The 20,352-nt window shown below is 66.1% G+C and carries 16 protein-coding genes; 10 read left to right on the top strand and 6 right to left on the bottom strand.

What is annotated here, in order from left to right:
• Positions 1–224: 224 nt before the first annotated feature.
• The 4 genes from C7I36_RS07435 to C7I36_RS07420 form a co-directional block, all read right to left on the bottom strand.
• Positions 225–2,831 (bottom strand): nitrate reductase, encoded by a 2,607-nt coding sequence (locus tag C7I36_RS07435; RefSeq protein WP_245880064.1) that lies wholly within the window; start codon positions 2,829–2,831, stop codon positions 225–227.
• A 135-nt stretch (positions 2,832–2,966) separates the two neighbouring features.
• The gene (locus tag C7I36_RS07430; protein ID WP_106453092.1) at positions 2,967–4,013 is read right to left on the bottom strand and encodes an ABC transporter substrate-binding protein; all 1,047 of its coding nucleotides are present in this window, start codon (positions 4,011–4,013) and stop codon (positions 2,967–2,969) included.
• The gene (locus C7I36_RS07425; RefSeq protein WP_106453091.1) at positions 4,010–5,419 is read right to left on the bottom strand and encodes a sensor histidine kinase; all 1,410 of its coding nucleotides are present in this window, start codon (positions 5,417–5,419) and stop codon (positions 4,010–4,012) included. The genes C7I36_RS07430 and C7I36_RS07425 overlap by 4 nt, the downstream gene beginning before the upstream one ends.
• On the bottom strand, positions 5,416–6,087 hold the full coding sequence (locus tag C7I36_RS07420) for a response regulator transcription factor (protein WP_106453090.1): 672 nt from the start codon (positions 6,085–6,087) through the stop codon (positions 5,416–5,418). The genes C7I36_RS07425 and C7I36_RS07420 overlap by 4 nt, the downstream gene beginning before the upstream one ends.
• Before the next feature lie 126 nt (positions 6,088–6,213).
• Between C7I36_RS07420 and C7I36_RS07415 the strand changes: the two genes are divergently transcribed.
• The 4 genes from C7I36_RS07415 to C7I36_RS07400 are packed head-to-tail and all read left to right on the top strand — an operon-like array spanning position 6,214 to position 10,175.
• On the top strand, positions 6,214–7,203 hold the full coding sequence (locus tag C7I36_RS07415; protein ID WP_106453089.1) for a Bug family tripartite tricarboxylate transporter substrate binding protein: 990 nt from the start codon (positions 6,214–6,216) through the stop codon (positions 7,201–7,203).
• 11 nt (positions 7,204–7,214) lie between these two features.
• Positions 7,215–7,649: a tripartite tricarboxylate transporter TctB family protein gene (locus C7I36_RS07410; protein ID WP_106453088.1), complete on the top strand. Its 435-nt coding sequence runs from the start codon at positions 7,215–7,217 to the stop codon at positions 7,647–7,649.
• Positions 7,650–7,653: 4 nt separating this feature from the next.
• Positions 7,654–9,177 (top strand): tripartite tricarboxylate transporter permease, encoded by a 1,524-nt coding sequence (locus tag C7I36_RS07405; RefSeq protein WP_106453087.1) that lies wholly within the window; start codon positions 7,654–7,656, stop codon positions 9,175–9,177.
• Entirely contained in the window at positions 9,174–10,175 is a 1,002-nt protein-coding gene (locus tag C7I36_RS07400; protein ID WP_181256316.1) for an AbrB family transcriptional regulator, read from the top strand. Before C7I36_RS07405 ends, C7I36_RS07400 begins: the two co-directional genes overlap by 4 nt.
• Positions 10,176–10,201: 26 nt before the next feature.
• Here C7I36_RS07400 and tolC read toward each other — a convergent pair whose 3' ends face one another.
• A complete protein-coding gene (gene tolC / locus C7I36_RS07395; protein WP_106453085.1) occupies positions 10,202–11,503 on the bottom strand; it encodes an outer membrane channel protein TolC in 1,302 nt (433 codons plus the stop codon).
• 231 nt (positions 11,504–11,734) lie between these two features.
• On the opposite strand from tolC, the gene nudF reads away from it, so the two are divergent.
• The 6 genes from nudF to parC all read left to right on the top strand — a co-directional run bounded on the left by nudF (position 11,735) and on the right by parC (position 18,713).
• The gene (nudF, locus tag C7I36_RS07390) at positions 11,735–12,355 is read left to right on the top strand and encodes an ADP-ribose diphosphatase (protein WP_425445038.1); all 621 of its coding nucleotides are present in this window, start codon (positions 11,735–11,737) and stop codon (positions 12,353–12,355) included.
• Positions 12,356–12,376: 21 nt separating this feature from the next.
• Complete coding sequence (locus C7I36_RS07385) at positions 12,377–12,817, top strand: DUF1249 domain-containing protein (protein ID WP_106453083.1); 441 nt, start codon at positions 12,377–12,379, stop codon at positions 12,815–12,817.
• Complete coding sequence (gene cpdA, locus C7I36_RS07380; protein ID WP_281258135.1) at positions 12,814–13,656, top strand: 3',5'-cyclic-AMP phosphodiesterase; 843 nt, start codon at positions 12,814–12,816, stop codon at positions 13,654–13,656. Before C7I36_RS07385 ends, cpdA begins: the two co-directional genes overlap by 4 nt.
• Before the next feature lie 2 nt (positions 13,657–13,658).
• Positions 13,659–14,228 carry a YqiA/YcfP family alpha/beta fold hydrolase gene (locus tag C7I36_RS07375; protein WP_106453081.1) on the top strand — a complete coding sequence of 190 codons (570 nt, stop codon included), beginning with the start codon at positions 13,659–13,661 and terminating at the stop codon, positions 14,226–14,228.
• A 329-nt stretch (positions 14,229–14,557) separates the two neighbouring features.
• Entirely contained in the window at positions 14,558–16,453 is a 1,896-nt protein-coding gene (gene parE / locus C7I36_RS07370) for a DNA topoisomerase IV subunit B (RefSeq protein ID WP_106453080.1), read from the top strand.
• A 10-nt stretch (positions 16,454–16,463) separates the two neighbouring features.
• Positions 16,464–18,713, top strand: a complete 2,250-nt coding sequence (gene parC, locus C7I36_RS07365) for a DNA topoisomerase IV subunit A (protein WP_106453079.1) — start codon at positions 16,464–16,466, stop codon at positions 18,711–18,713.
• Between the two features lie 45 nt (positions 18,714–18,758).
• Here parC and C7I36_RS07360 read toward each other — a convergent pair whose 3' ends face one another.
• Positions 18,759–20,339 carry an aldehyde dehydrogenase (NADP(+)) gene (locus tag C7I36_RS07360; RefSeq protein WP_106453078.1) on the bottom strand — a complete coding sequence of 527 codons (1,581 nt, stop codon included), beginning with the start codon at positions 20,337–20,339 and terminating at the stop codon, positions 18,759–18,761.
• Between the last annotated feature and the right edge of the window lie 13 nt (positions 20,340–20,352).

Genomic DNA, 20,352 nt, shown 5'->3' with positions numbered 1-20,352 from the left:
GTTTTCACCAGGATGATGCAGAAGGCATGGCTTGAGCGATTATATCTACCACTTTAGGGGTGTGTTGAGGCCGTCGCAAGCATCCGTCGCTATTTTTATTGACGGAAAAGAAAAAAACTCCCCTGGGAACAGGGGATCCGGCCAAATGGCAGAGGTTGGAGGAAACGGCTCGGGGCGGACCCGAGATAACGGAAACGAAGGGAGAGCCGGAGACGCTTGTCCGGCTAGATTTTTTCTCCCTGTAGCCGGGGTTGGCACACAGCGATCAGCTGTTTCAGCTCCGGCACGCAGGAGCCGCAGCGGGTGCCGCACTTGAGCAACTGCTGCAACCGAGGCAGCTCGGTGATCTCGTATTGTGCTATGGCACGGCGGAGCTGCTCCTCGCTCAGGCTCCAGCAGCTGCACACCAGCCGGCTGTTGCCGGCCAGGGCCTGGCTCAGCTGGCCGAGCAGCAGGCTGGGCTGCAGGGCGGTGCCGAGCAGGGTCGCCAGCGGCTCCGGGTTGATATGCCAGGGTGACAGTCCCAGCAGCAGCAGGCCGGCGATCTTGCCCTGCTCCAGGTTGACCAGCAGCCGGCCCTGGGGCAGGGGCCAGTCCAGCCAGCTGCCTTCGGCGGTCAGGGCGGCCCGGGCCTCGGCGGCGGAGGTATCGAGGTCGGCCAGGCTCCAGCACTCGCCCTGGGCCAGGGGGCGGCGGCTCCACCATGCGGGCAGCCGGGCCGGCGCCTCGGTGGCTATCCAGCTGGCCTGCCACTGGAGTTCGACGGGGGTCGCCTGCACCCGGTTTTGCTTGAAGGCGGGCTGGCCGGACAGGGCGCATCCCCGGGCCTCGACCAGATCGTTGATGCGGCCGCCGGCGCTGAATTCCTCGCTCCAGTGCATGGGCACGAACACCTGGCCAGGCGCCATGCCCGGGTCGGCCACCGGTCGGACCAGGGTGCGGCCCTGTTCGTTGTGCAGTTTGATAAGCTCGGCCCGCTCCAGGCCGAGCGCGGCCAGGGTATCCGGGTGGAGCTGGGCCTGGGGCTCGGTGGCCGCCGCCATCAGCCGGGCCACGTGGCCGGTGCGGCTCATGGTGTGCCACTGATCCCGCAGCCGGCCGGTATTGAGCAGCAGCCCGGCCGGCCCGGCGGCGGACGGCTGGGCCGAGCGCAGCCGGGCCTTGCCGTCGGGGGTGGAGAAACGGCCATCGGCGAACAGCCGGGCCGGGCCGCCCTCCTTGCCGGACAGGGGCCAGCTGCGCGGGGTCATGGCGTCGAATTCGGCGTTGCTCAGGGTGCTGAGCGCGGAGATGTCGAACAACCGCTCGCCGCCGTTTTCGAACCCGGTGAGGGCGGCGTGCTCGCGGAAGATATCGGCGGCCGACTCGAAGGCAAAGGCCTGCTCGAAGCCCATTGCCCGGGCCACCTGGCACAGGGCCCACCAGTCCGGCCGGGCGGCGCCGGGGGCCGGTTTGAAGGGGCGCTGGCGGGAGATGATGCGCGCCGAGTTGGTGACGGTACCGTCCTTCTCGCCCCAGCCGGCGGCGGGCAGCAGCACCTGGGCCAGTTTGGCGGTGTCGGTGTTGGGGCTGATGTCGGAAACGATCAGTAGCTCACAGCTGGCCAGGGCGCGGCGGGCCCGGTCGCTGTCCGGCAGCGATACCGCCGGGTTGGTGCCCATCACCCACAGAGCCTTGATCTCGCCGCGTTCTATCGCCGCTATCATGTCCATGGCCTTGTGGCCGGGAGCCTGGGCCAGGCGGTCGGTGTTCCAGAAACGGGCCACCTTGTCCCGGTTGGCCGGGGCGAAGTCCATATGGGCTGCCAGCTGGTTGGCCAGGCCGCCCACCTCGCGTCCGCCCATGGCATTGGGCTGGCCGGTGAGCGAGAAGGGGGCGGCGCCCGGCTTGCCGATGCGGCCGGTGAGCAGGTGGCAGTTGATGATGGCGCCGGCGTTGAGGGTGCCCTGCAGCGACTGGTTGATGCCCATGCAGAACAGGGTCAGGGTCTTGGGGTGGTCGAGGAACAGCTGGTAGAAACGCTCGAGCCGGGCGATGGACAGGCCGGTGGCCTCGGCCACCGTCTCGGGGCGGTATTCGGGCGCCGACAGCTGGCGCTGCAGCTCGTCGAAACCGGCGACGTGGCGTTCCACGAAGTGGCGATCCAGGCGGTTGCTGTCGAGGATGTGGCGTGCCAGGCCGTTGAACAGTACCAGATCCGAGCCCGGGGTGATGGCCAGGTGCAAATCCGCCTGCTGGGCGGTGGCGGTGGCGCGGGGATCGATCACCACCCACTGCTGGTGCGGGTTGGCGGCCTTGGCGGCTTCCAGTCGGCGGAACAGCACCGGATGGGTCCAGGCGGTGTTGGCGCCGACGATCACCACCAGCTCGGCCTGGTCGATGTCCTCGTAGCTGGCCGGCACCGCGTCCTCGCCGAAGGCATGCTGGTGGGCGGCCACGGCGGAGGACATGCACAGCCGGGAGTTGGTGTCGATATTGGCCGAGCCGATAAAGCCCTTCATCAGCTTGTTGGCCACATAGTAGTCTTCGGTCAGCATCTGGCCCGAGCCGTAGAAGGCGATGGCGCCGGGGCCGTGGCGTTCGACAAGCTCGCCGAAGCGGCGGGCGATATGGTCGATGGCCCCGGGCCAGTCCACCTGTTCGCCGTTCACCCGCGGGTAGAGCAGGCGGTTGGGCAGGCTCTGGCTTTCGCCCAGCGCCATGCCTTTCACGCACAGCGCGCCGAGGTTGGCGGGATGGCCGGCATCACCGCCGGGAACGCCCTGGCTGTCGACCTTAACGCCGCAGCCAACGCCGCAATAGGGGCAGGTGGTATGGATACAGGCTGTCATGATGGCCCCGCTGATGGTCAATGATGTTGAACACCACAAAGCAAGGCTTGTGCCATTATCATATTTTCTTTTATATCAATGTGATATGTGGAGCTTGCCGGAGCGGCCTGCACCATGGCGAGGCAGCGTTGCAGGTCAGGGTGCAGCGGACGCCGGCAGCATGGAGCCCCGCCAGGCTTCGACAAAGCTGCGCCGGTCGAGCCGGTCCAGCGGCGGGAGCAGGGCCGGAGTCAGGGGGATCAGGGTAATGGGCCCCTGGGGCTGTATCGCCAGCCGAGTCTGATCCAGCAGGGGTTGCAGGCCGGCCTGGCCCAGGGCGGCCTGCCCCGGGGGAGACAGCATGTAGTCAAGCAGCCTGCCGGCAAGCTCCGGGCGCGGGGAGTAACGGGAGATCAGCGCCAGTCGCATCAGCATCAGGGTGTAATCCTCCGGGGCGACCGCCACCAGCCCGGGATGGGCGGCGACCGCCGCCTCCACGTAGGAACCGAGCAGGTTATAGCCGATGTCCGCCTCGCCCCGGGCCAGGGCCGCGAGCATGTCGTTGCTGTTGTCGTCCAGTTGCACCTCCAGGCTGCCGAAGGCCTCCAGCAACCGGCCGTAGGTTTCCCCCTGCTGGCTGTCCTGGCTGGCCAGCAGGTAGCCGACCCCGCTGGCGCCGATATCGTAGGTAACGATGCGGCGAGTCCACCGTTGCGGCTCCCGGCGCAGCAGCGCCAGCAGCTCCTGGCGGCTGCGCGGGGGCTCCCGTCCGGCGAGTCCGTCCCGGTTGAACACCATCAGCACCGGCTCGAAGGTGAAGGCGAACAGCTCATGGCGCCAGTGGGCCTGGGTCGGCAGGGCCAGGGATTGCTCGGAACGGCGAGGGAGGGCGTGGCCGTCGTTGACCAGTTTCAACTGCAAATCCATGGCCGAGCTGAGCAGCAGGTCGGCGGGGGAATCCTGGCCTTCCTCCAGGAAGCGTTCGTACAGCTCCCGGGAGTTAAGATCGACAACACGGATGGATACGCCCGGATCCGTCTGCTGGAAGGCGACGAGCAGGGGCGCCAGGTGTTCGTAGTCGGTCGCGCTGTAGAGCACCAGCTCTTCCTGCTCGGCGGCCGGCGCCGGCAGCAGGAATTCCTCCGCCGCCGAGGTGACAACGGGAAACAGCAGCGGCAGCAGGAAACGGCCTATTTTATTCATGTACGACGATCTCCCGCCGGCGGGGGGAAGCGGATCTCCACATCCAGTCCGCGCGGTGTATTGTCATGCAGCAGGATGCGGGCCCCGTGGCGCTCGGCCACGTCCCGGGCAATGGCCATGCCCAGGCCGCTGCCGGCGTAGCGGCTGGCCGCGCCCCGGTAGAAGCGTTCGAATACCCGTGCCTTTTCCGCCTCCGGCAGGCCCGGCCCCCGGTCCAGGATATGGATGGCGGGGATATGCTCCACCCGGATTTCCACCTGTGCCTGCGGCGGGCTGTGGGCCACGGCGTTTTCGATCAGGTTCTTCAGCATCTGGGTCAGGGCAAACTCGTCCCCCGCTATCCACTGGGGCGCGTCGGCCGGCTCAAAGGCCAGCTCCACCCCGTGCTGCAGGGCCGGAACGGCCAGCCCCAGGCAGACTTCCCTGGCCAGGGCGTTCAGCTCGACCGGCCCCAGTTCCCGGCTGTGAAAGCGGTGATCGAGCAGGGACTGGTTCAACAGGTGGCGCACGGTGAGCGACAATTGATCGCATTGCCCGATAAGCTTCGCCAGCAGCCGGCGGCGTTTGTTCTCGTCTGCCTCGTCCCGGGCGTTTTCGCTCAGGGCGCGCAGGCTGGCGAGCGGGGTGCGCAATTGGTGGGCGGCGACCGAGGTATAGGATTCCATGCGCGCCAGTATTTCGTGCTGGCGGGCGATGAAATGGTTGATGGTGTCGAGCAGGGGCAGGGTTTCCTTCGGCACCGGTAGCGACAGGGGCGTCAGATCCCGGGGCGGCCGCTTCGCCAGCGCTAGGGCGAGCATCTTGAACGGGCGAAAGGCGTAATAAATGCCCAGCCACAGCAGCAACAGGGCGCAGCCCACCACCAGCAAAATCAGTTCCTGGGCCGGGTGCAGCATCTGCGCCCTCAGCTGTTCGCGGGCCAGGCGGGTCTGGGCCAGTTCTATGGTGATTTCATCCGGCGGCAGCCGTTCGGTGTTGAGCCGGATCAGGCGGGCAACCCTGACCTGCTCACCGGAATAGTGGGCATCGTAGAAATCCGGCTGTGCAAGGGTCAGGGGCCGGTACGAAGGAGAGCGGCCGGGCGGCGAGGGCAGATCCCGGTAGCCGGTGAGGAAGTCGCCGTTGACGCTGATGCGGTAGAACACCCGGTCTTCGGTGGCCTGGGCCAGGGTGGCGAAGGCGGACACGGGAATGTCCACGCTGAAGCCCTCGCCGCCGTGGCGGACCGCGTCCGCCATCTGCAGTACGGCGCTGCCCAGCATCAGGTCGTAACTGCGATCGGCGGTCTTGCGGCTATAGGACATCATCAGTGCCAGGGCCAGCAGCGCCAGGCCGGCCAGCACGGCGCCGCTCAGCAGCAGCAGGCGCCGGCGCAGGGCCGGATGCCGCACCTCGGACCGGCTCATGGCGGTGCGACTCGGGCCACATAGCCGAGGCCGCGCAGGGTCTGGATCTGCACCGAGCTGCCGGCCAACTTTTTGCGCAGGCGGGCCACATAAAGCTCGATGGCGTTGGCGGAGGGGGTTTCGTCGGCGTTGAACAGCTTCTCGGTCAGCTCTTCCTTGCTCATCACCCGCTCCAGGCCGGAGAGGAAGATCTCCAGCAGGCGGAACTCCCGGTTGACCAGGGGGCAGGGGCGGCCATCTATGCTGGCCGTCCTGGCGGCCCGGTCGAACACCAGGTTGCCGTGGCGGCTGACATCGGTGGCATACCCCTGGCGGCGGCGCAGCAGGGCGCGGACCCGGGCCTCCAGCTCGCCGAAGTCGAACGGCTTGGTCAGGTAGTCGTCGGCCCCCAGATCCAGCAGCTTGATGCGATCGTCAATCCCGTCCCGGGCGGTGAGGATCAGCACCGGCGTGGTGCTTTTGCGCTGGCGCAGTTCGGCCAGCAGGGCCTCGCCGCCGAGGCCGGGCAGGTTGAGATCCAGGATGATCAGGTCGACCTGCTGGTGGCGCAGCCAGTCGGCGGCCTGGCGGCCGTTGCCGATAAGATCGGTGCCATGGCCCAGCTTCTGCAGCCGGTCGGCGATGGCTTCCCCCAGCACCACTGTGTCCTCGATCACAAGAATACGCACTCTGACTCCCTTTGATGCTCCATGACAGCTTGGTGACAGCTTGGGGCGATAGCATGGCGCATGTTAACGGCTTGTTTTTATCTGAAACAAGGCAAGTCACGGAATTGTCGCCAAGGAGATAACAAGATGAAACTACGCCCTCTGGTTCACGCTGTGCTGGGCAGCGGCCTGCTGATGATGGCCGCGGGCCCAGCCCAGGCCGAGTTTACCCCCAAAAAGCCGGAATGTATCGCCCCCGCCAAACCGGGTGGCGGTTTTGACCTGACCTGTCGTATCCTGACCTCCAGCCTGGACAAGTCCGGCCTGCTGAACGAGCCCATGCGGGTCACCTTTATGCCGGGCGGCGTGGGTGCCGTGGCCTATACCCATATGAACAGCAACCGCCGCAGCGATGACAACGCCGTGGTGGCCTTCAGTTCCGGCTCCTCCCTCAACCTGGCGCTGGGCAAGTTCGGCACCGGCCTGGATGTGGACGACGCCCGTTGGGTGGGCGCCATCGGTGCCGACTACGGGGCCATTATCGTCAAGGCCGATGCGCCCTGGCAGAACCTGGAAGAGCTGGCCGCCGAGATCAAGAGCAATCCGGGCAAGGTGGTGTTCGGTGCCGGCGGCACCGTGGGCAGCCAGGACTGGATGAAGGCCGCTTTCCTGTATCGCAGCCTGGGTCTGGATCCGCGTACCATGCGCTATGTGGCCTACGAAGGGGGCGGCGACGCCATGGCCGCCGTGCTGGGCAACCATATTCAGGTGTTCCCGGGCGATGCCTCCGAAATCAAGGGGCAACTGGATGCGGGCATCGTCAAGGTGCTGGCGGTGCTGGCGCCGGAACGGCTGGAAGGTGACTTCGGCGATATTCCCACCGCCAAGGAGCAGGGGTTTGACATGGAATGGCCCATCATGCGCGGTTTCTACATGGCCCCGGAAGCCTCCGACGAGGCCTATCAGTACTGGGTGCAGCAGTTCAACGAGCTGTACCAGTCCGGTGAGTTCGCCCAGGTGCGCGACAATCAGGGCCTGTTCCCGCTGTCCGTTTCCGGCGCCGAGTTCGATGCCTATATCCGGGCCGAAATCGAGAAATTCCAGAACCTGTCCCGTGAAATGGGACTGCTCAAGTAAAAGGTGTCGGCATGGCGGATCGTTGTTTTTCGCTGGCGCTGATGGTGCTGGCGGTGGCCCTGGGGGCCGCCGCCTGGCAGCTGGACGTGCCGTTTCAATATGAACCCGTTGGCCCCAAGGCCATACCGCTGATCCTGGCGGTGTTGTTGTTTGCCACCGCCCTCTGGCTGGTGATTCGGCCGGATACCATAAAGCAGGCCTATGGCCGCGACATGCTGCTGCGCCACGGGCTGGTGGTACTGTTGCTGCTGGCCTACGCCTGGAGCTTTGAGCCGCTTGGCTTTGTGCTTTCCACCTTGCTGGTCGGCAGTGTTTTTGCCCGCCTGTTCGGGGCGGGCTGGCAACGGGCGCTGCTCTACTCCGCCGCCCTGGGCGGTGTGGGCTATGTACTGCTGAGCCTGGTACTGGAACTGAACGTGCCCGTTGGCGCCGTATTTGGAGGTTAATTCCATGGATGTGTTATCAACCCTGGCCGGCGGCTTTGCCGTGGCCCTGACGCCGATGAACCTGGCGCTGGTGCTGGCGGGCTGTTTTTTCGGCACCCTGATGGGTGCCCTGCCGGGCATAGGCCCCATCAACGGCATTGCCATTTTGCTGCCCCTGGCCTATTCCATCGGCCTGGAGCCGGCTTCGGCGATCATTCTGCTGGCCGGTGTCTATTACGGCGCCGAGTACGGCGGGCGCATTTCCAGCATACTGCTCAACGTGCCCGGCGATGCGGGCGCCATCATGACCACCCTGGATGGCCACCCCATGGCCAAGCGGGGGGAGGGTGGCCGTGCGCTGGCGCTGTCGGCGGTGTCCTCCTTTGCCGGCTCCATGGGCGCGCTGTTGTTGCTGGTGATCTTCACCCCGCTGCTGACCCGGCTGGCGGTGACCTTTGGCCCCGCCGAGTTCGTGGCGCTGATGGTATTTGCCCTGTGCTGCCTGGCCTCCATGGTGGGCTCGCGCCCGGTGAAAACCGTGATTGGCGCCCTGATCGGCCTGGCCATGGCCACGGTGGGCGTGGACTCGGGCACCGGCGTGCTGCGTTTCACCTTTGGCCTGACCAGCCTGTTTGACGGCATCGACTTCCTGGTGGTGGTGATCGGCATGTTCGCCATCAGCGAGATCCTGTTGCTGGTGGAGCATCACTACGGTGGCGGCGGCCGGTTGGAAAAGGTCAGCAAGTCCTTCGTCAAGGCGGCGGATCTGGTGGCGGTGCGCTGGACGGTATTGCGCTCCACCCTGGTCGGCTTTGTGATCGGCGTGCTGCCGGGCACCGGCGCCTCGGTGGCCAGTGCCGTGGCCTACGGCACCGAAAAACGCATGGCCGGCGAGCATAACGAGTTCGGCAATGGCGACGTGCGCGGCCTGGCGGCTCCGGAAGCGGCCAACAACGCGGCGGCGGTGGGCTCCATGGTGCCCATGCTGACCCTGGGGATCCCCGGCTCCGGCACCACCGCCATCCTGCTGGGCGCCCTGCTGCTGTTCGACGTGACCCCGGGGCCGCTGCTGTTCAGCCAGAAGCCGGACATCGCCTGGGGCCTCATCGCCTCCATGTTCGTGGGCAACATCGCCCTGCTGGTGATGAACCTGCCTCTGGTCGGCATCTTCGTGCGCATGCTCAGCGTACGCCAGGCCTACCTGGTGCCGGTGATCGTCATGCTGACCTTTGTGGGCATCTACTCCATCCACGGCGCCAGCTTTGATCTGTTCTTCATGATCCTGCTGGGGGTGTTCGGGTTTTTGCTGCGCAAGCTGGGCTTTTCCCTGGCGCCGGTGATCCTCGGCCTGGTGCTGGGCGAGGTGCTGGAAGACAACCTGCGCCGGGCCCTGTCCATCAGTGCCGGTGACTGGGGCATACTGTTCAATAACGGTGTGACCCTGACCCTGTGGATCCTGAGCCTGGCCGTACTGGTGCTGCCGTTGCTGCTGGGTCGCTGGCGCCGCCGCCAGGCAGCCCTGAAGCGGGAGGAGGCGGTCCAGGGGTGAGCATCATACTCCGTACCTGTTTGATCGGGGCCGTCGGAGGAGGGCTGGCCCACTGGGCCGGTTTTCCCTCCGACTGGCTGCTGGGGGCCATGTTGCTGGTGGCCCTGGCGGCCATGGCCGGGGTGGAGATGCGGATGCCCAAATCCCTGCTGCCGGTCATCCAGGCCACCCTTGGGGTGGCCGTGGGCCTGCGCCTGGATCTGAATATTCCCGGCCCCGCCGCGCTGTTGTTCAGCGTGGCGGGGCTTTTGCTTTGCCTGGGCACGCAAATTCCGTTAACCCAGTGGCTGCTGCAACGACTCGGGTGGTCCCGTCAGGAGTCCATGCTGGCGGCCTCTCCGGGCGCCCTGTCGGTGATGGCGGCGCTGGCAACGGATCTGGATAATCCGCTGCGGGTGATCCTGTCCCAGACGGTCAGGGTGATTATGCTGGTGTCCCTGGTCGGACTGGCCATGGCGCTGGAATGGGTGCCGGTGGCGGCCATGCCGGACAGTACCGGGCTGTCGGTGCCGGCCACCGGCCTGCTGATCTTGGCGGCCTGGTGCCTGGGCCGTCTTGGTGCCCGGCTGCCGGCCAGTTACATTCTCTCCGGGGTGCTGAGCGCCGGCGGCTACGCAGCCTGGCAGGGCGAACCCCTGGTACCCGCGGCCGGGGTGATCCCCGTGGGCATGGTGCTGCTGGGTGCCCTGGTGGGCAGCCGGCTGCGACCGCTGCCGGCGCGGGAAATGGGTTATCTGCTGCTTGTGGGAGTATTGATCACCCTGTCCAGCTCGCTGATGGCGCTGGTGTGGGCGGCGGCGGTGGCCTGGTGGCTGGAGGTGCCCCTGTTCCAGGTATGGCTGGCCTATGCGCCGGGAGCGGTGGAAGCCATGATTTACCTGGCGCTGGTCACCGGCCTGGAGCCTTCCTGGGTTATCTTCCACCATGTGCTGCGCATTCTGCTGCTCAGCGCCAGCGCCGCCTGGCTGATACGTCGGGCCGAGGCGGGCCGCGACTAGGGCGCAAGGCCCGCCGCGGCTGTCGGCTATCGTTTCAGTCCGTTGTTGATGTCCACCAGATCCTGCTCGGTCAGGTTGCCGGCGGCCTGTTTGAGCCGCAGCTGGCTCAGAATGTAGTTATAACGGGCCTCGGACAATTTCTGCTTGGCGTCGTACAGCTGGCGGGTGGCGTTGAGCACGTCCACTATGGTGCGGGTGCCCACCTCGTAGCCGGCCTCGGTGGCGCTGAGCGCGCTTTCGGCGGAGACCACGAACTGTTCAAAAGCGCGGATGGAGCCCAGCGCCGCGCTCACGTCGTTGTAGGAGGAGTAGACGCTGCTCTGCACCGCACGAAAACTCTTTTCCAACTGCTCGCTGGCCGCCACATAGTTGTACTGGGCCTGTTTGACCCGGGAGCCGGTGGCGCCGCCCGAGTAGAGGGGCAGGTTGAAACTGACGCCGATACTGCCCTCGCTCAGGCTGCCGTCGTTCTGGCCGTCGTTTTTATAGTCGCTGTAGCTGCTGTTCAGGCCGGCGTTCAGATCCAGGGTCGGCAGATGGCCGGCCCGGGCCAGGTCGATTTGCTCGTTGGCGATGTCCTTGGCGATGCGCTGGCCGTGCAGTTCCAGGTTCTGTTCCAGCGCAATCTCCAGCCAGGCGTCGGCGCCGCTGACCGGGCGCTGGGGGCTGAAGGTGTCGGTATTGAGCGCATTGAGTGCTTGGTAGCTGATGCCGGTCAGTTCGCGCAGTCTTTCCCTGGCGTTGTTGACCGCGTTTTCCGCTGCAATTTCCTCGGCCAGGGCCTGGTCATACTGGGCCTGGGCCTCGTGGACATCGGTCATGGCGCTCAGGCCCACTTCGAAACGCTGCTTGGTCTGATCCAGCTGACGGCTGACGGCTTCCTTGTTGGCCTGTACAAAACTCAGGGTATCCTGGGCGTTGAGCACCTCGAAGTAGGCCTGGGTAGCCCTGAGGATCAGGTTTTGCTGGGTCTGCTTGTACGTTACCTCGGTCTGGGCGGCGGCCTTTTCGGTGATGTCCAGGTTGATCCAGCTGGACTGGCGGTACAGCGCCTGGCCCAGGTTGACACCGGCGGTTGCGGTTGAGCGGGTGCTGCGGTCGTCCTTGTTGCTCTGGATGTAGTTGGCGCCGGCACTCAAGTCCACCTGGGGCAGCAGGGCGGCGCGGGATTCGTTGATCTGTTCAAAGGCCGCATCGCGGCGCGCCTTGGCTTCGCGAACCTGGGGATCGTTCTGGGTGGCCTGCCGGTAAATATCCAGCAGGTCTTCGGCCTGCGCCTGGCTTGCCGTGCACAGTAACACCAGGGTCGACAACAGCGTTTTTTTCATGTGTTGGCCTTACATAAACGAATGAATCTATGATCGCCCGGCGCCCAGCCAGGGGCAGGCAGTGTGTTTTCGTCAGCTCAGTATAACGGTAACATGGGCCCTGACCGTTGCAGTAATATAGGCCAACGGCGTGGCGGCGGCGCAAGCGGCCCCCTGAATACAATAGAATGAACGTTCATTCAATTGGCGTCCTAGTCTAGGAACTGCCGGTGGAATGTCAAGCAAGGAGCCATGATGAGCCGAGATTCGGTTTCCCGCTTCGGCCGGCGGGATGTGCAGATCCTGACGGAAGAGGACGGCTACCGGGGATTTTTCGGGCTGCTGAAACTGCGCCTGCGCCACCGGCTGTTTGCCGGGGGCTGGGGACCCGAGCTGACCCGGGAATTGTTCGAGCGGGGCCATGCCGCCGCCGTGCTGCCCTATGACCCGGTGCGGGATGAAGTGGTGCTGGTGGAGCAGTTCCGGGTGGGTGCCCTGCGCGACCCTGACGGTCCCTGGCTGCTGGAGATAGTGGCGGGTATAGTGGAGCCCGGCGAGGCGGAGGACGACGTGGTGCGCCGGGAGGCCCGGGAAGAGGCGGGCCTGACCCTGCGGCGGCTGACCCGGGCGCTGGCCTACTATTCCAGCCCCGGCGGCTGCAGCGAGCGGATCACCGTTTTCATCGGCGAGGTGGATGCCGCCGAGGCGGCCGATCATGCCGGGCTGGGCCACGAAGGCGAGGATATCCGGGTGCATCGCCTGTCCCGCGAACAGGCAATGCACTGGCTGGCGCAAGGGCGCATCGACAATGCCGCCAGTGTCATCGCCCTGCAATGGCTGGAACTGCATCGTCATTCGGGCATCTGGCCCTGAACCCTATCCGAGGAGAACAGCGTGGTTTCCGTGACTGCCCGCAAGCATGTACCCGACCTGAAACGTCTGCAGCGCACCTGCGACACCAATTACATGGCGCTGATGAAACTGCTGCCGAGGGCGGCGCATGTGGGGGAGTCGTTGTCGGTGGGTATCAGCGAGGGGGTGCTGTTCGTGCTGCGGGTGCTCGATACGGCGCCCTATACCTGGCAGGTTTCCATCGAGCAGTGTTCCCCCGAGCTGCCCGCCTTTATGCGCATGAAGGTGAGGGTGCGGCTCTACCACGACGTGCGGATGGCTGAAGTGTGTGCCAGCCAGCAGATTTTTGCCCTGCGGCCGAGTTATCATTACCCCAATGAAAACATGCATCATCCCAATGAAAAAGAACAGGTTAACCTCTTTCTGGCCGAATGGCTGAGATGTTGCCTACACCACGGATTCAGCACGGTCAAACAGGTTTGAACAAGGCAACGACAGCTCCCCCGGTAACGCTCAGCGCCCGTCGGCCCGACGGCGTGGTCGAGCTGATGCAGATCACCGACACCCATCTGTTTTCCGATCCGGACGGCGAGCTGCTGGGCATCGCCACCTGGCACAGCAGCCGGGCGGTGGTGGATGCCATGAAAGAAGAACAGGCCGGTTGCGATGCCATTCTGGCCACCGGCGACCTGTCCCAGGATCACAGCCCCGAATCCTACCGGCATTTTGCCCGGCTGATGGCCGAACTGACGCCGCCGGTGTTCTGGCTGCCCGGCAACCACGACGACGCGCCCGTGATGCAGTCCGAGCTGGACGCCGCCGGTATCGGCACCGCCAAGCACCTGCTGGGCGAGCACTGGCAGGTGCTGCTGCTCGATTCCCAGTTGCACGGCAAGGCCCACGGCAGCCTGGGAGAGGCACAGCTTGCTCTGCTCGACCAGGTGCTGGCACGCTATCCGCGCCATCATCTGCTGGTGGCGGTACATCATCAGGCCGTGCCCGTGGGCTGCGCCTGGCTGGATCAGCATAACCTGCGCAATGCCGGCGAGCTCCAGGCGCGGCTGGGCCGACACCCGGCCAGCCGGGTGGTGTTGTGTGGCCATGTGCACCAGGGATTCGACGAAGTCCGTGACGGCATCCGCTACCTGGCGAGTCCCTCCACCTGCATCCAGTTCAAGCCCCTGTCGGACGAGTTCGCCCTGGATCATACCGCCCCCGGCTGGCGCGCCCTCAGCCTGTATCCGGACGGCCGGCTCAGCACCCGGGTATGGCGGCTGCCCCCCGACAGTTTCGTGCCCGACTTCAGTGCCAGGGGATATTAACCATGGCGACCCTGCTTTACCTGCACGGTTTCAATTCGTCTCCCAACTCCATCAAGGCCCGGCTGATGCGCGAGCACCTGGCCCGGCACCGGCCCGACATCGAGCTGGTGTGCCCCCAGCTGGCGGCGACCCCGGCGGCGGCCTGGAGCCAGATAGCGGCGATTTGCGACGGGCTGGACGGCCCCTTCGGGGTGGCGGGCAGCTCCCTCGGTGGCTTCTGGGCCACCCGGGTGGCCCAGCTGTACGGGGTGCGCGCTGTTGTGGTCAACCCGGCGGTGAACCCCCATGTGCTGTTGGCCGATTGGCTGGGGGAACAGGAGAATCCCTACACCGGCGAGCGTTATACCCTCACCGGGCAGCACATGGCGGAGCTGGCCGAGCTCAGGGTGAATGAGCCCAGCTGCCTTGATCGTATCTGGCTGCTGCAACAGCAGGGCGACGAGGTGCTGGACTACCGGGAGGCGCTGGACTACTACCGCTTCGCCCGGGTCTGCATCCAGAAGGGCGGCGACCATTCCTTTATCGGTTTCGAGCACTACTGTGCCCAGATCATCCGCTTCTTGCAGCTTTAAGCCGTAAGCCGGACTCTTGGTCACAAGTCCGGCTGTCTGATTTGACGCAGATAAGAGGCAACAGGGCCACTTTGGCCGCGTACACCAATCGTGAATAGGTTCTCAGAAGCGCGGCGTAGCCCCCAGGGGCGAGTATCAGGTCCCACGGTGTGCCGGAGGAGCTGTGTGCTTTGGCCGATGTTTTGCTCGATCAAAAGTCAACAAAAACTTGTGACCAAGAGTCAGGCCGTAAGCCGGAAGCTGGAGGTGTTCCTTCAGGCTTCCAGCTTCAAGCTTCCGGCTTTCAGTAGTAAGATGCCCGCCAATACCCCTGATTACCGAAGGTCAATATGACATCGAGTCAATATACTGCCGACGCCATTGAGGTGCTCAATGGCCTGGAGCCGGTGCGGCGTCGCCCCGGCATGTATACGGACACCGCCCGTCCCAACCACCTTGGCCAGGAGGTCATCGACAACAGCGTGGACGAGGCCCTGGCCGGCCACGCCAGCAAGGTCGAGGTGATACTGCACGACGACCAGTCGCTCGAGGTGATCGACGACGGCCGGGGCATGCCGGTGGACATCCACCCGGAGGAAGGCATTTCCGGGGTGGAGCTGATCTTCTGCAAGCTGCACGCCGGCGGCAAGTTCTCCAACAAGAACTACCAGTTTTCCGGCGGCCTGCACGGGGTGGGCATTTCCGTGGTCAACGCCTTGAGCAGCCGGGTCGACGTCACCGTGCGCCGCGGCGGCCAGGTGTTCGAGATGGCCTTCGAGCACGGCAACAAGGTGAGCGAACTCACCGTGACCGGCACCTGCGGCCAGCGCAACACCGGTACCCGGGTGCGCTTCTGGCCCGATGCCGGCTATTTCGACTCCCCCAAATTCTCCGCCACCCGCCTGAAGCACCTGCTCAAGGCCAAGGCGGTGCTCTGCCCCGGGCTCGCCATCCGCTTCGAGGACAGGGTCAACAACGAGACCCTGGAGTGGTGCTACCAGGACGGTCTCAAGGATTACCTGGTGGAAGCGGTGAAGGAGCTCACCTGCCTGCCGGAGCAGCCGTTTACCGGCAACTTTGCCGCCGAGCACTCGGCGGTGGAGTGGGCCCTGACCTGGCTGCCGGACGGCGGCGAAGGGCTGGGCGAGAGCTACGTCAACCTGATCCCCACCGCCCAGGGCGGCACCCACGTCAACGGCCTGCGCCAGGGCCTGCTTGATGCCATGCGCGAGTTCTGCGAGTTCCGCAACCTGCTGCCGCGCGGGGTCAAGCTGACCCCGGACGACATCTGGGAACGCTGTGCCTACATCCTGTCGGTGAAGATGCAGGATCCCCAGTTCGCCGGCCAGACCAAGGAGCGGCTGTCGTCGCGCCAGAGCGCGGCCTTTGTCTCCGGGGTGGTGAAGGACGCCTTCAGCCTGTGGCTGAACCAGCATATCGAGCTGGCCGAACAGATCGCCGAGCTGTGCATCAGCAGCGCCCAGCGCCGGCTGCGCCAGGCCAGGAAGGTGGTGCGCAAGAAGGTGACCCAGGGCCCGGCCCTGCCTGGCAAGCTGACCGACTGCGCCTGCTCGGATCCCATGCAGGGCGAACTGTTCCTGGTGGAAGGGGACTCGGCCGGCGGCAGCGCCAAGCAGGCGCGGGACCGGGAGTTCCAGGCCATCATGCCGCTGCGTGGGAAAATTCTTAATACCTGGGAAGTGGAGTCCGGCCAGGTGCTGGCCTCCCAGGAAGTGCACGACATCTCGGTGGCCATCGGCCTGGATCCGGACTCGGACGACCTGTCCGACCTGCGCTACGGCAAGGTGTGCATCCTGGCCGACGCCGACTCGGACGGCCTGCATATCGCCACCCTGCTGTGCGCCCTGTTCGTGCGCCACTTCCGCACCCTGGTGGAGCGGGGCCATGTGTACGTGGCCATGCCGCCCCTGTACCGCATCGACGTGGGCAAGGAGGTGTTCTACGCCCTCGACGAGGACGAGCGCGACGGGGTGCTGGAGCGGATCGCCGCCGAGAAGAAAAAGGGCAAGGTGCAGGTCACCCGCTTCAAGGGCCTGGGCGAGATGAACCCCAAGCAGTTGCGCGAAACCACCCTGGATCCCAACACCCGCCGGCTGGTGCAGCTGACGGTGGAGGATGCCGAGGCCACCGAGCAACTGATGGACATGCTGCTGGCCAAGAAGCGTTCCGGCGATCGCCGGGAATGGCTGGAAACCAAGGGCAACCTGGTCGATCCCCTGGCCTGAGGACGAAAGAATGAGCAACAACGACTTTACCATGGAAGGGGTGGAGCGCCTGCCGCTGCACACCTTCACCGAGCAGGCCTATCTCAACTACTCCATGTACGTGATCATGGACCGGGCCCTGCCCCATATCGGCGACGGCTTGAAGCCGGTGCAGCGCCGCATTATCTACGCCATGAGCGAGCTGGGCCTGTCGGCCCTGTCCAAGCACAAGAAATCCGCCCGCACCGTGGGCGATGTGCTGGGCAAGTACCACCCCCACGGCGACTCCGCCTGTTATGAGGCCATGGTGCTGATGGCCCAGCCCTTCTCCTACCGCTACCCGCTGGTGGATGGCCAGGGCAACTGGGGCGCGCCGGACGATCCCAAGTCCTTCGCCGCCATGCGTTATACCGAGGCGCGGCTGTCGCGCTTCTCCGAGCTGCTGCTGTCCGAGCTGGGCCAGGGCACGGTGGAGTGGATACCCAACTTCGACGGCACCCTGAAGGAGCCGCGCATGCTGCCGGCCCGGCTGCCGCACATTCTGCTGAACGGGGTCACCGGCATCGCCGTGGGCATGGCCACCGACATCCCGCCCCACAACGTGCGGGAAGTGGCCAACGCCTGCGTGCACCTGCTGGACCACCCCCAGGCGACGGTGACCGAGCTGATGGAACATGTGGCCGGGCCCGATTACCCCACCCGGGCCGAGATCATCACCCCCAGGGCCGAGATCCAAAAGATCTACGAAACCGGCAAGGGCAGCATCAAGATGCGCGCCGTCTACCAGCTGGAGCAGGGCGACATCGTCATCACCGCCCTGCCGCACCAGGCCAGCGGCGGCAAGATCCTGGAGCAGATCGCCGCCCAGATGCAGGCCAAGAAGCTGCCGATGGTGGCGGATCTGCGCGACGAGTCGGATCACGAAAACCCGACCCGGCTGGTGATCATCCCCCGCTCCAACCGGGTGGACGTGGAGCAGTTGATGCAGCACCTGTTCGCCAGCACGGATCTGGAGAAGAACTACCGGGTCAACCTCAACATGCTGGGGCTGGACAACCGGCCCCAGGTGAAGAGCCTGGATCTGATCCTGGGTGAATGGCTGCGCTTTCGCCGCGAAACGGTGCGCAACCGGCTGCAATACCGGCTGGACAAGGTCGAGGCCCGGCTGCACATCCTGGCCGGCTTGCTGGTCGCCTTCCTCAATATCGACGAGGTGATCCACATCATCCGCACCGAGGACGAGCCCAGGCCGGTGCTGATGGCGCGCTTCGATCTGACCGAGACCCAGGCCGAGGCCATCCTCGAGCTGAAGCTGCGCCACCTGGCGAAGCTGGAAGAAATGAAGATCCGCGGCGAACAGGACGAGCTGGCCGCCGAGCGCGACCGGCTGGCCCAGATCCTGGGCTCCGAACGCCGGCTCAGCACCCTGCTCAAGAAGGAAATCCTGGCCGACGCCGAGAAATACGGCGACGAACGGCTCTCTCCTCTGGTGGAGCGGGAAGAGGCCAGGGCGCTCAGCGAGAAGGAGCTGGTGCCGAGCGAGCCGGTCACCATAGTGCTGTCCGAGAAGGGCTGGATCCGTGCCGCCAAGGGGCACGAGGTGGATGGCCAAGGGCTCAGTTACAAGGCCGGTGACGGCTTTCTCGATGCCGCCCCGGGGCGCAGCAACCAGATGGCGGTGTTCCTGTCCAATATCGGCCGGGCCTACGGCCTGGATGCCCACAGCCTGCCCTCGGCCCGGGGCCAGGGTGAGCCGCTCACCGGTCGCTGTAGCCTGAGCCCGGGGGAGCAGGCCCGCTTTGTGCTGGCCGGAGAAGAGGAGGCGCTTTACCTGCTGGCGTCCGATGCCGGCTACGGCTTCGTCTGCCGCTACGGCGACATGGTCAGCCGCAACAAAAACGGCAAGGCCCTGCTGACGGTGCCCGCCGGCGGCGAGGTGCTGAAGCCGGTGCCGGTAGCGGACGTGGAGACTTCCCGCTGCCTGGTGGTGACCAACGAGGGCCGCATGCTGCTGTTCCCGCTAAAGGACCTGCCTATGCTGGCCAAGGGCAAGGGCAACAAGCTGATCGGCATCCCTTCCGCCAAGGTGCAGGCCCGCGAGGACTTTATCAAGCAGCTGGCGGTGGTGCCTGAAGGGGCCAGCGTGACCCTGCATGCCGGCAAGCGCAAGCTGACCCTCAAGCCCGCCGATCTCGAGCACTACCAGGGTGAGCGCGGCCGCCGCGGCGCCCTGCTGCCCAGGGGCCTGCAACGGGTGGACGGTATCGAGCTGGAAGCCTGATAAGAGGCAACAGGAGCAAGGCCCGAGCAATCGGGCCTTGTTGTTTCAGGAGGAATAGCGTCCGTCCTGCAGGCGGCGCAGGTGCCAGGGGTTGTCGTCCTGCAGTGCCTCGGGCAACAGGACGGGCGGGCAGTCCTGGTAACAGACCGGGCGCAGGAAGCGCTGTATCGCCGCCGAGCCGACCGAGGTGGTGCGGCTGTCGGAGGTGGCCGGCCAGGGGCCGCCGTGCACCATGGCGTGGCACACCTCGACCCCGGTGGGAAAGCCGTTGAACAGCACCCGGCCGGCCTTGCGCTCCAGCCGTGGCAGCAGTCGCCGGGCCAGGGCGCCGTCCTGATCGTCCATCTGTACTGTGGCGGTGAGCTGGCCTTCCAGCGCATCGAGCACCGCCACCAGCTCGTTCTCGTCCCGGCAGCTCACCAGCAGGGCGCTGGCGCCGAACACCTCCTGTTGCAGTTGCGCGTCCGCCAGGAAGTGCTTGGCGCTGGTACGGAACAGCCGCGGCCGGCAGCCGTGGGGACCCCGGGCGGCCAGCCCGGTGGCCAGGGTGTCGACCCCCTCGGCCCGGGCCAGGGCCGCGACGCCCTCTTCGTAGGCCCGGTGGATGCCGGGGGTCAGCATGGTCTGGGGCTCGGCCCGGGCCAGCGCCTCGGCGGCCAGCCCGGCGAAGTGCTCCAGCACCGGGCCTTCCAGGCCCAGCAGCAGGCCGGGGTTGGTGCAGAACTGGCCGGCACCGAGCTGGAGCGAGCCGGCGAAGCCCGCGGCCAGGGCTTCGGGGCGGGCGGCCAGGGCGGCGGGCAGCAGCAGCACCGGGTTGATGCTGCTCATCTCCGCATAGACGGGGATGGGCTCGGGCCTGGCCTGGGCGGTGGCGAGCAGCGCCTGGCCGCCCTGGCGGGAGCCGGTGAAGCCCACCGCCCTGATGCGCGGATCCGCCACCAGCGCCTGGCCGACACTGTTGCCGTTGCCGTAGAGCAGGGAGAAGACGCCCTCTGGCATGTCGCACTCCCGGGCCGCCGCCGCCACCGCCCGGCCCACCAGCTCGGAGGTGCCCGGGTGGGCCGAGTGGGCCTTGACCACCACCGGACAGCCGGCGGCCAGAGCCGAGGCGGTGTCGCCGCCGGCCACCGAAAACGCCAGCGGGAAGTTGCTGGCGCCGAACACCGCCACCGGCCCCAGGGGAAGGTGCTGCAGCCGCAGATCGGCGCGAGGCAGGGGCGTGCGCTCCGGCTGGGCGGGATCGATGCGCACCCCCAGCCAGTCGCCGGCGCGCACCACCTCGGCGAACAGCCGCAACTGGCTCAGGGTGCGGCCCCGCTCCCCTTCGAGCCGGGCCCGGGGCAGGCCGGTTTCCAGCATGGCGCGCTCGATAAGGGCATCGCCCTGCGCTGCTATCTGTGCGGCGATGGCCTCCAGAAAGGCGGCGCGGGCCGCCGGGGCGCTGTGGCGGTAGGGCTCGAAGGCGGCCTCGGCCAGGGCGCAGGCCTCGACCACCTGGGCCGGGCTGGCACCGGCATAGCCGGGCGCGAGCCGCTCGCCGGTGGCCGGGTTGATGCCGAATATCGGGCTCTGGCTACCGCTGACTTCCCGGTTTCCTATCTGATTATTACCGTTGAGTCGAGTCATGAGTTCTTCCTGT

This window comes from Zobellella taiwanensis (genome assembly GCF_003012795.1).
In the GTDB taxonomy this organism is placed as follows: domain Bacteria; phylum Pseudomonadota; class Gammaproteobacteria; order Enterobacterales; family Aeromonadaceae; genus Oceanimonas; species Oceanimonas taiwanensis.
This window is presented reverse-complemented; position numbering and strand designations above follow the sequence as displayed.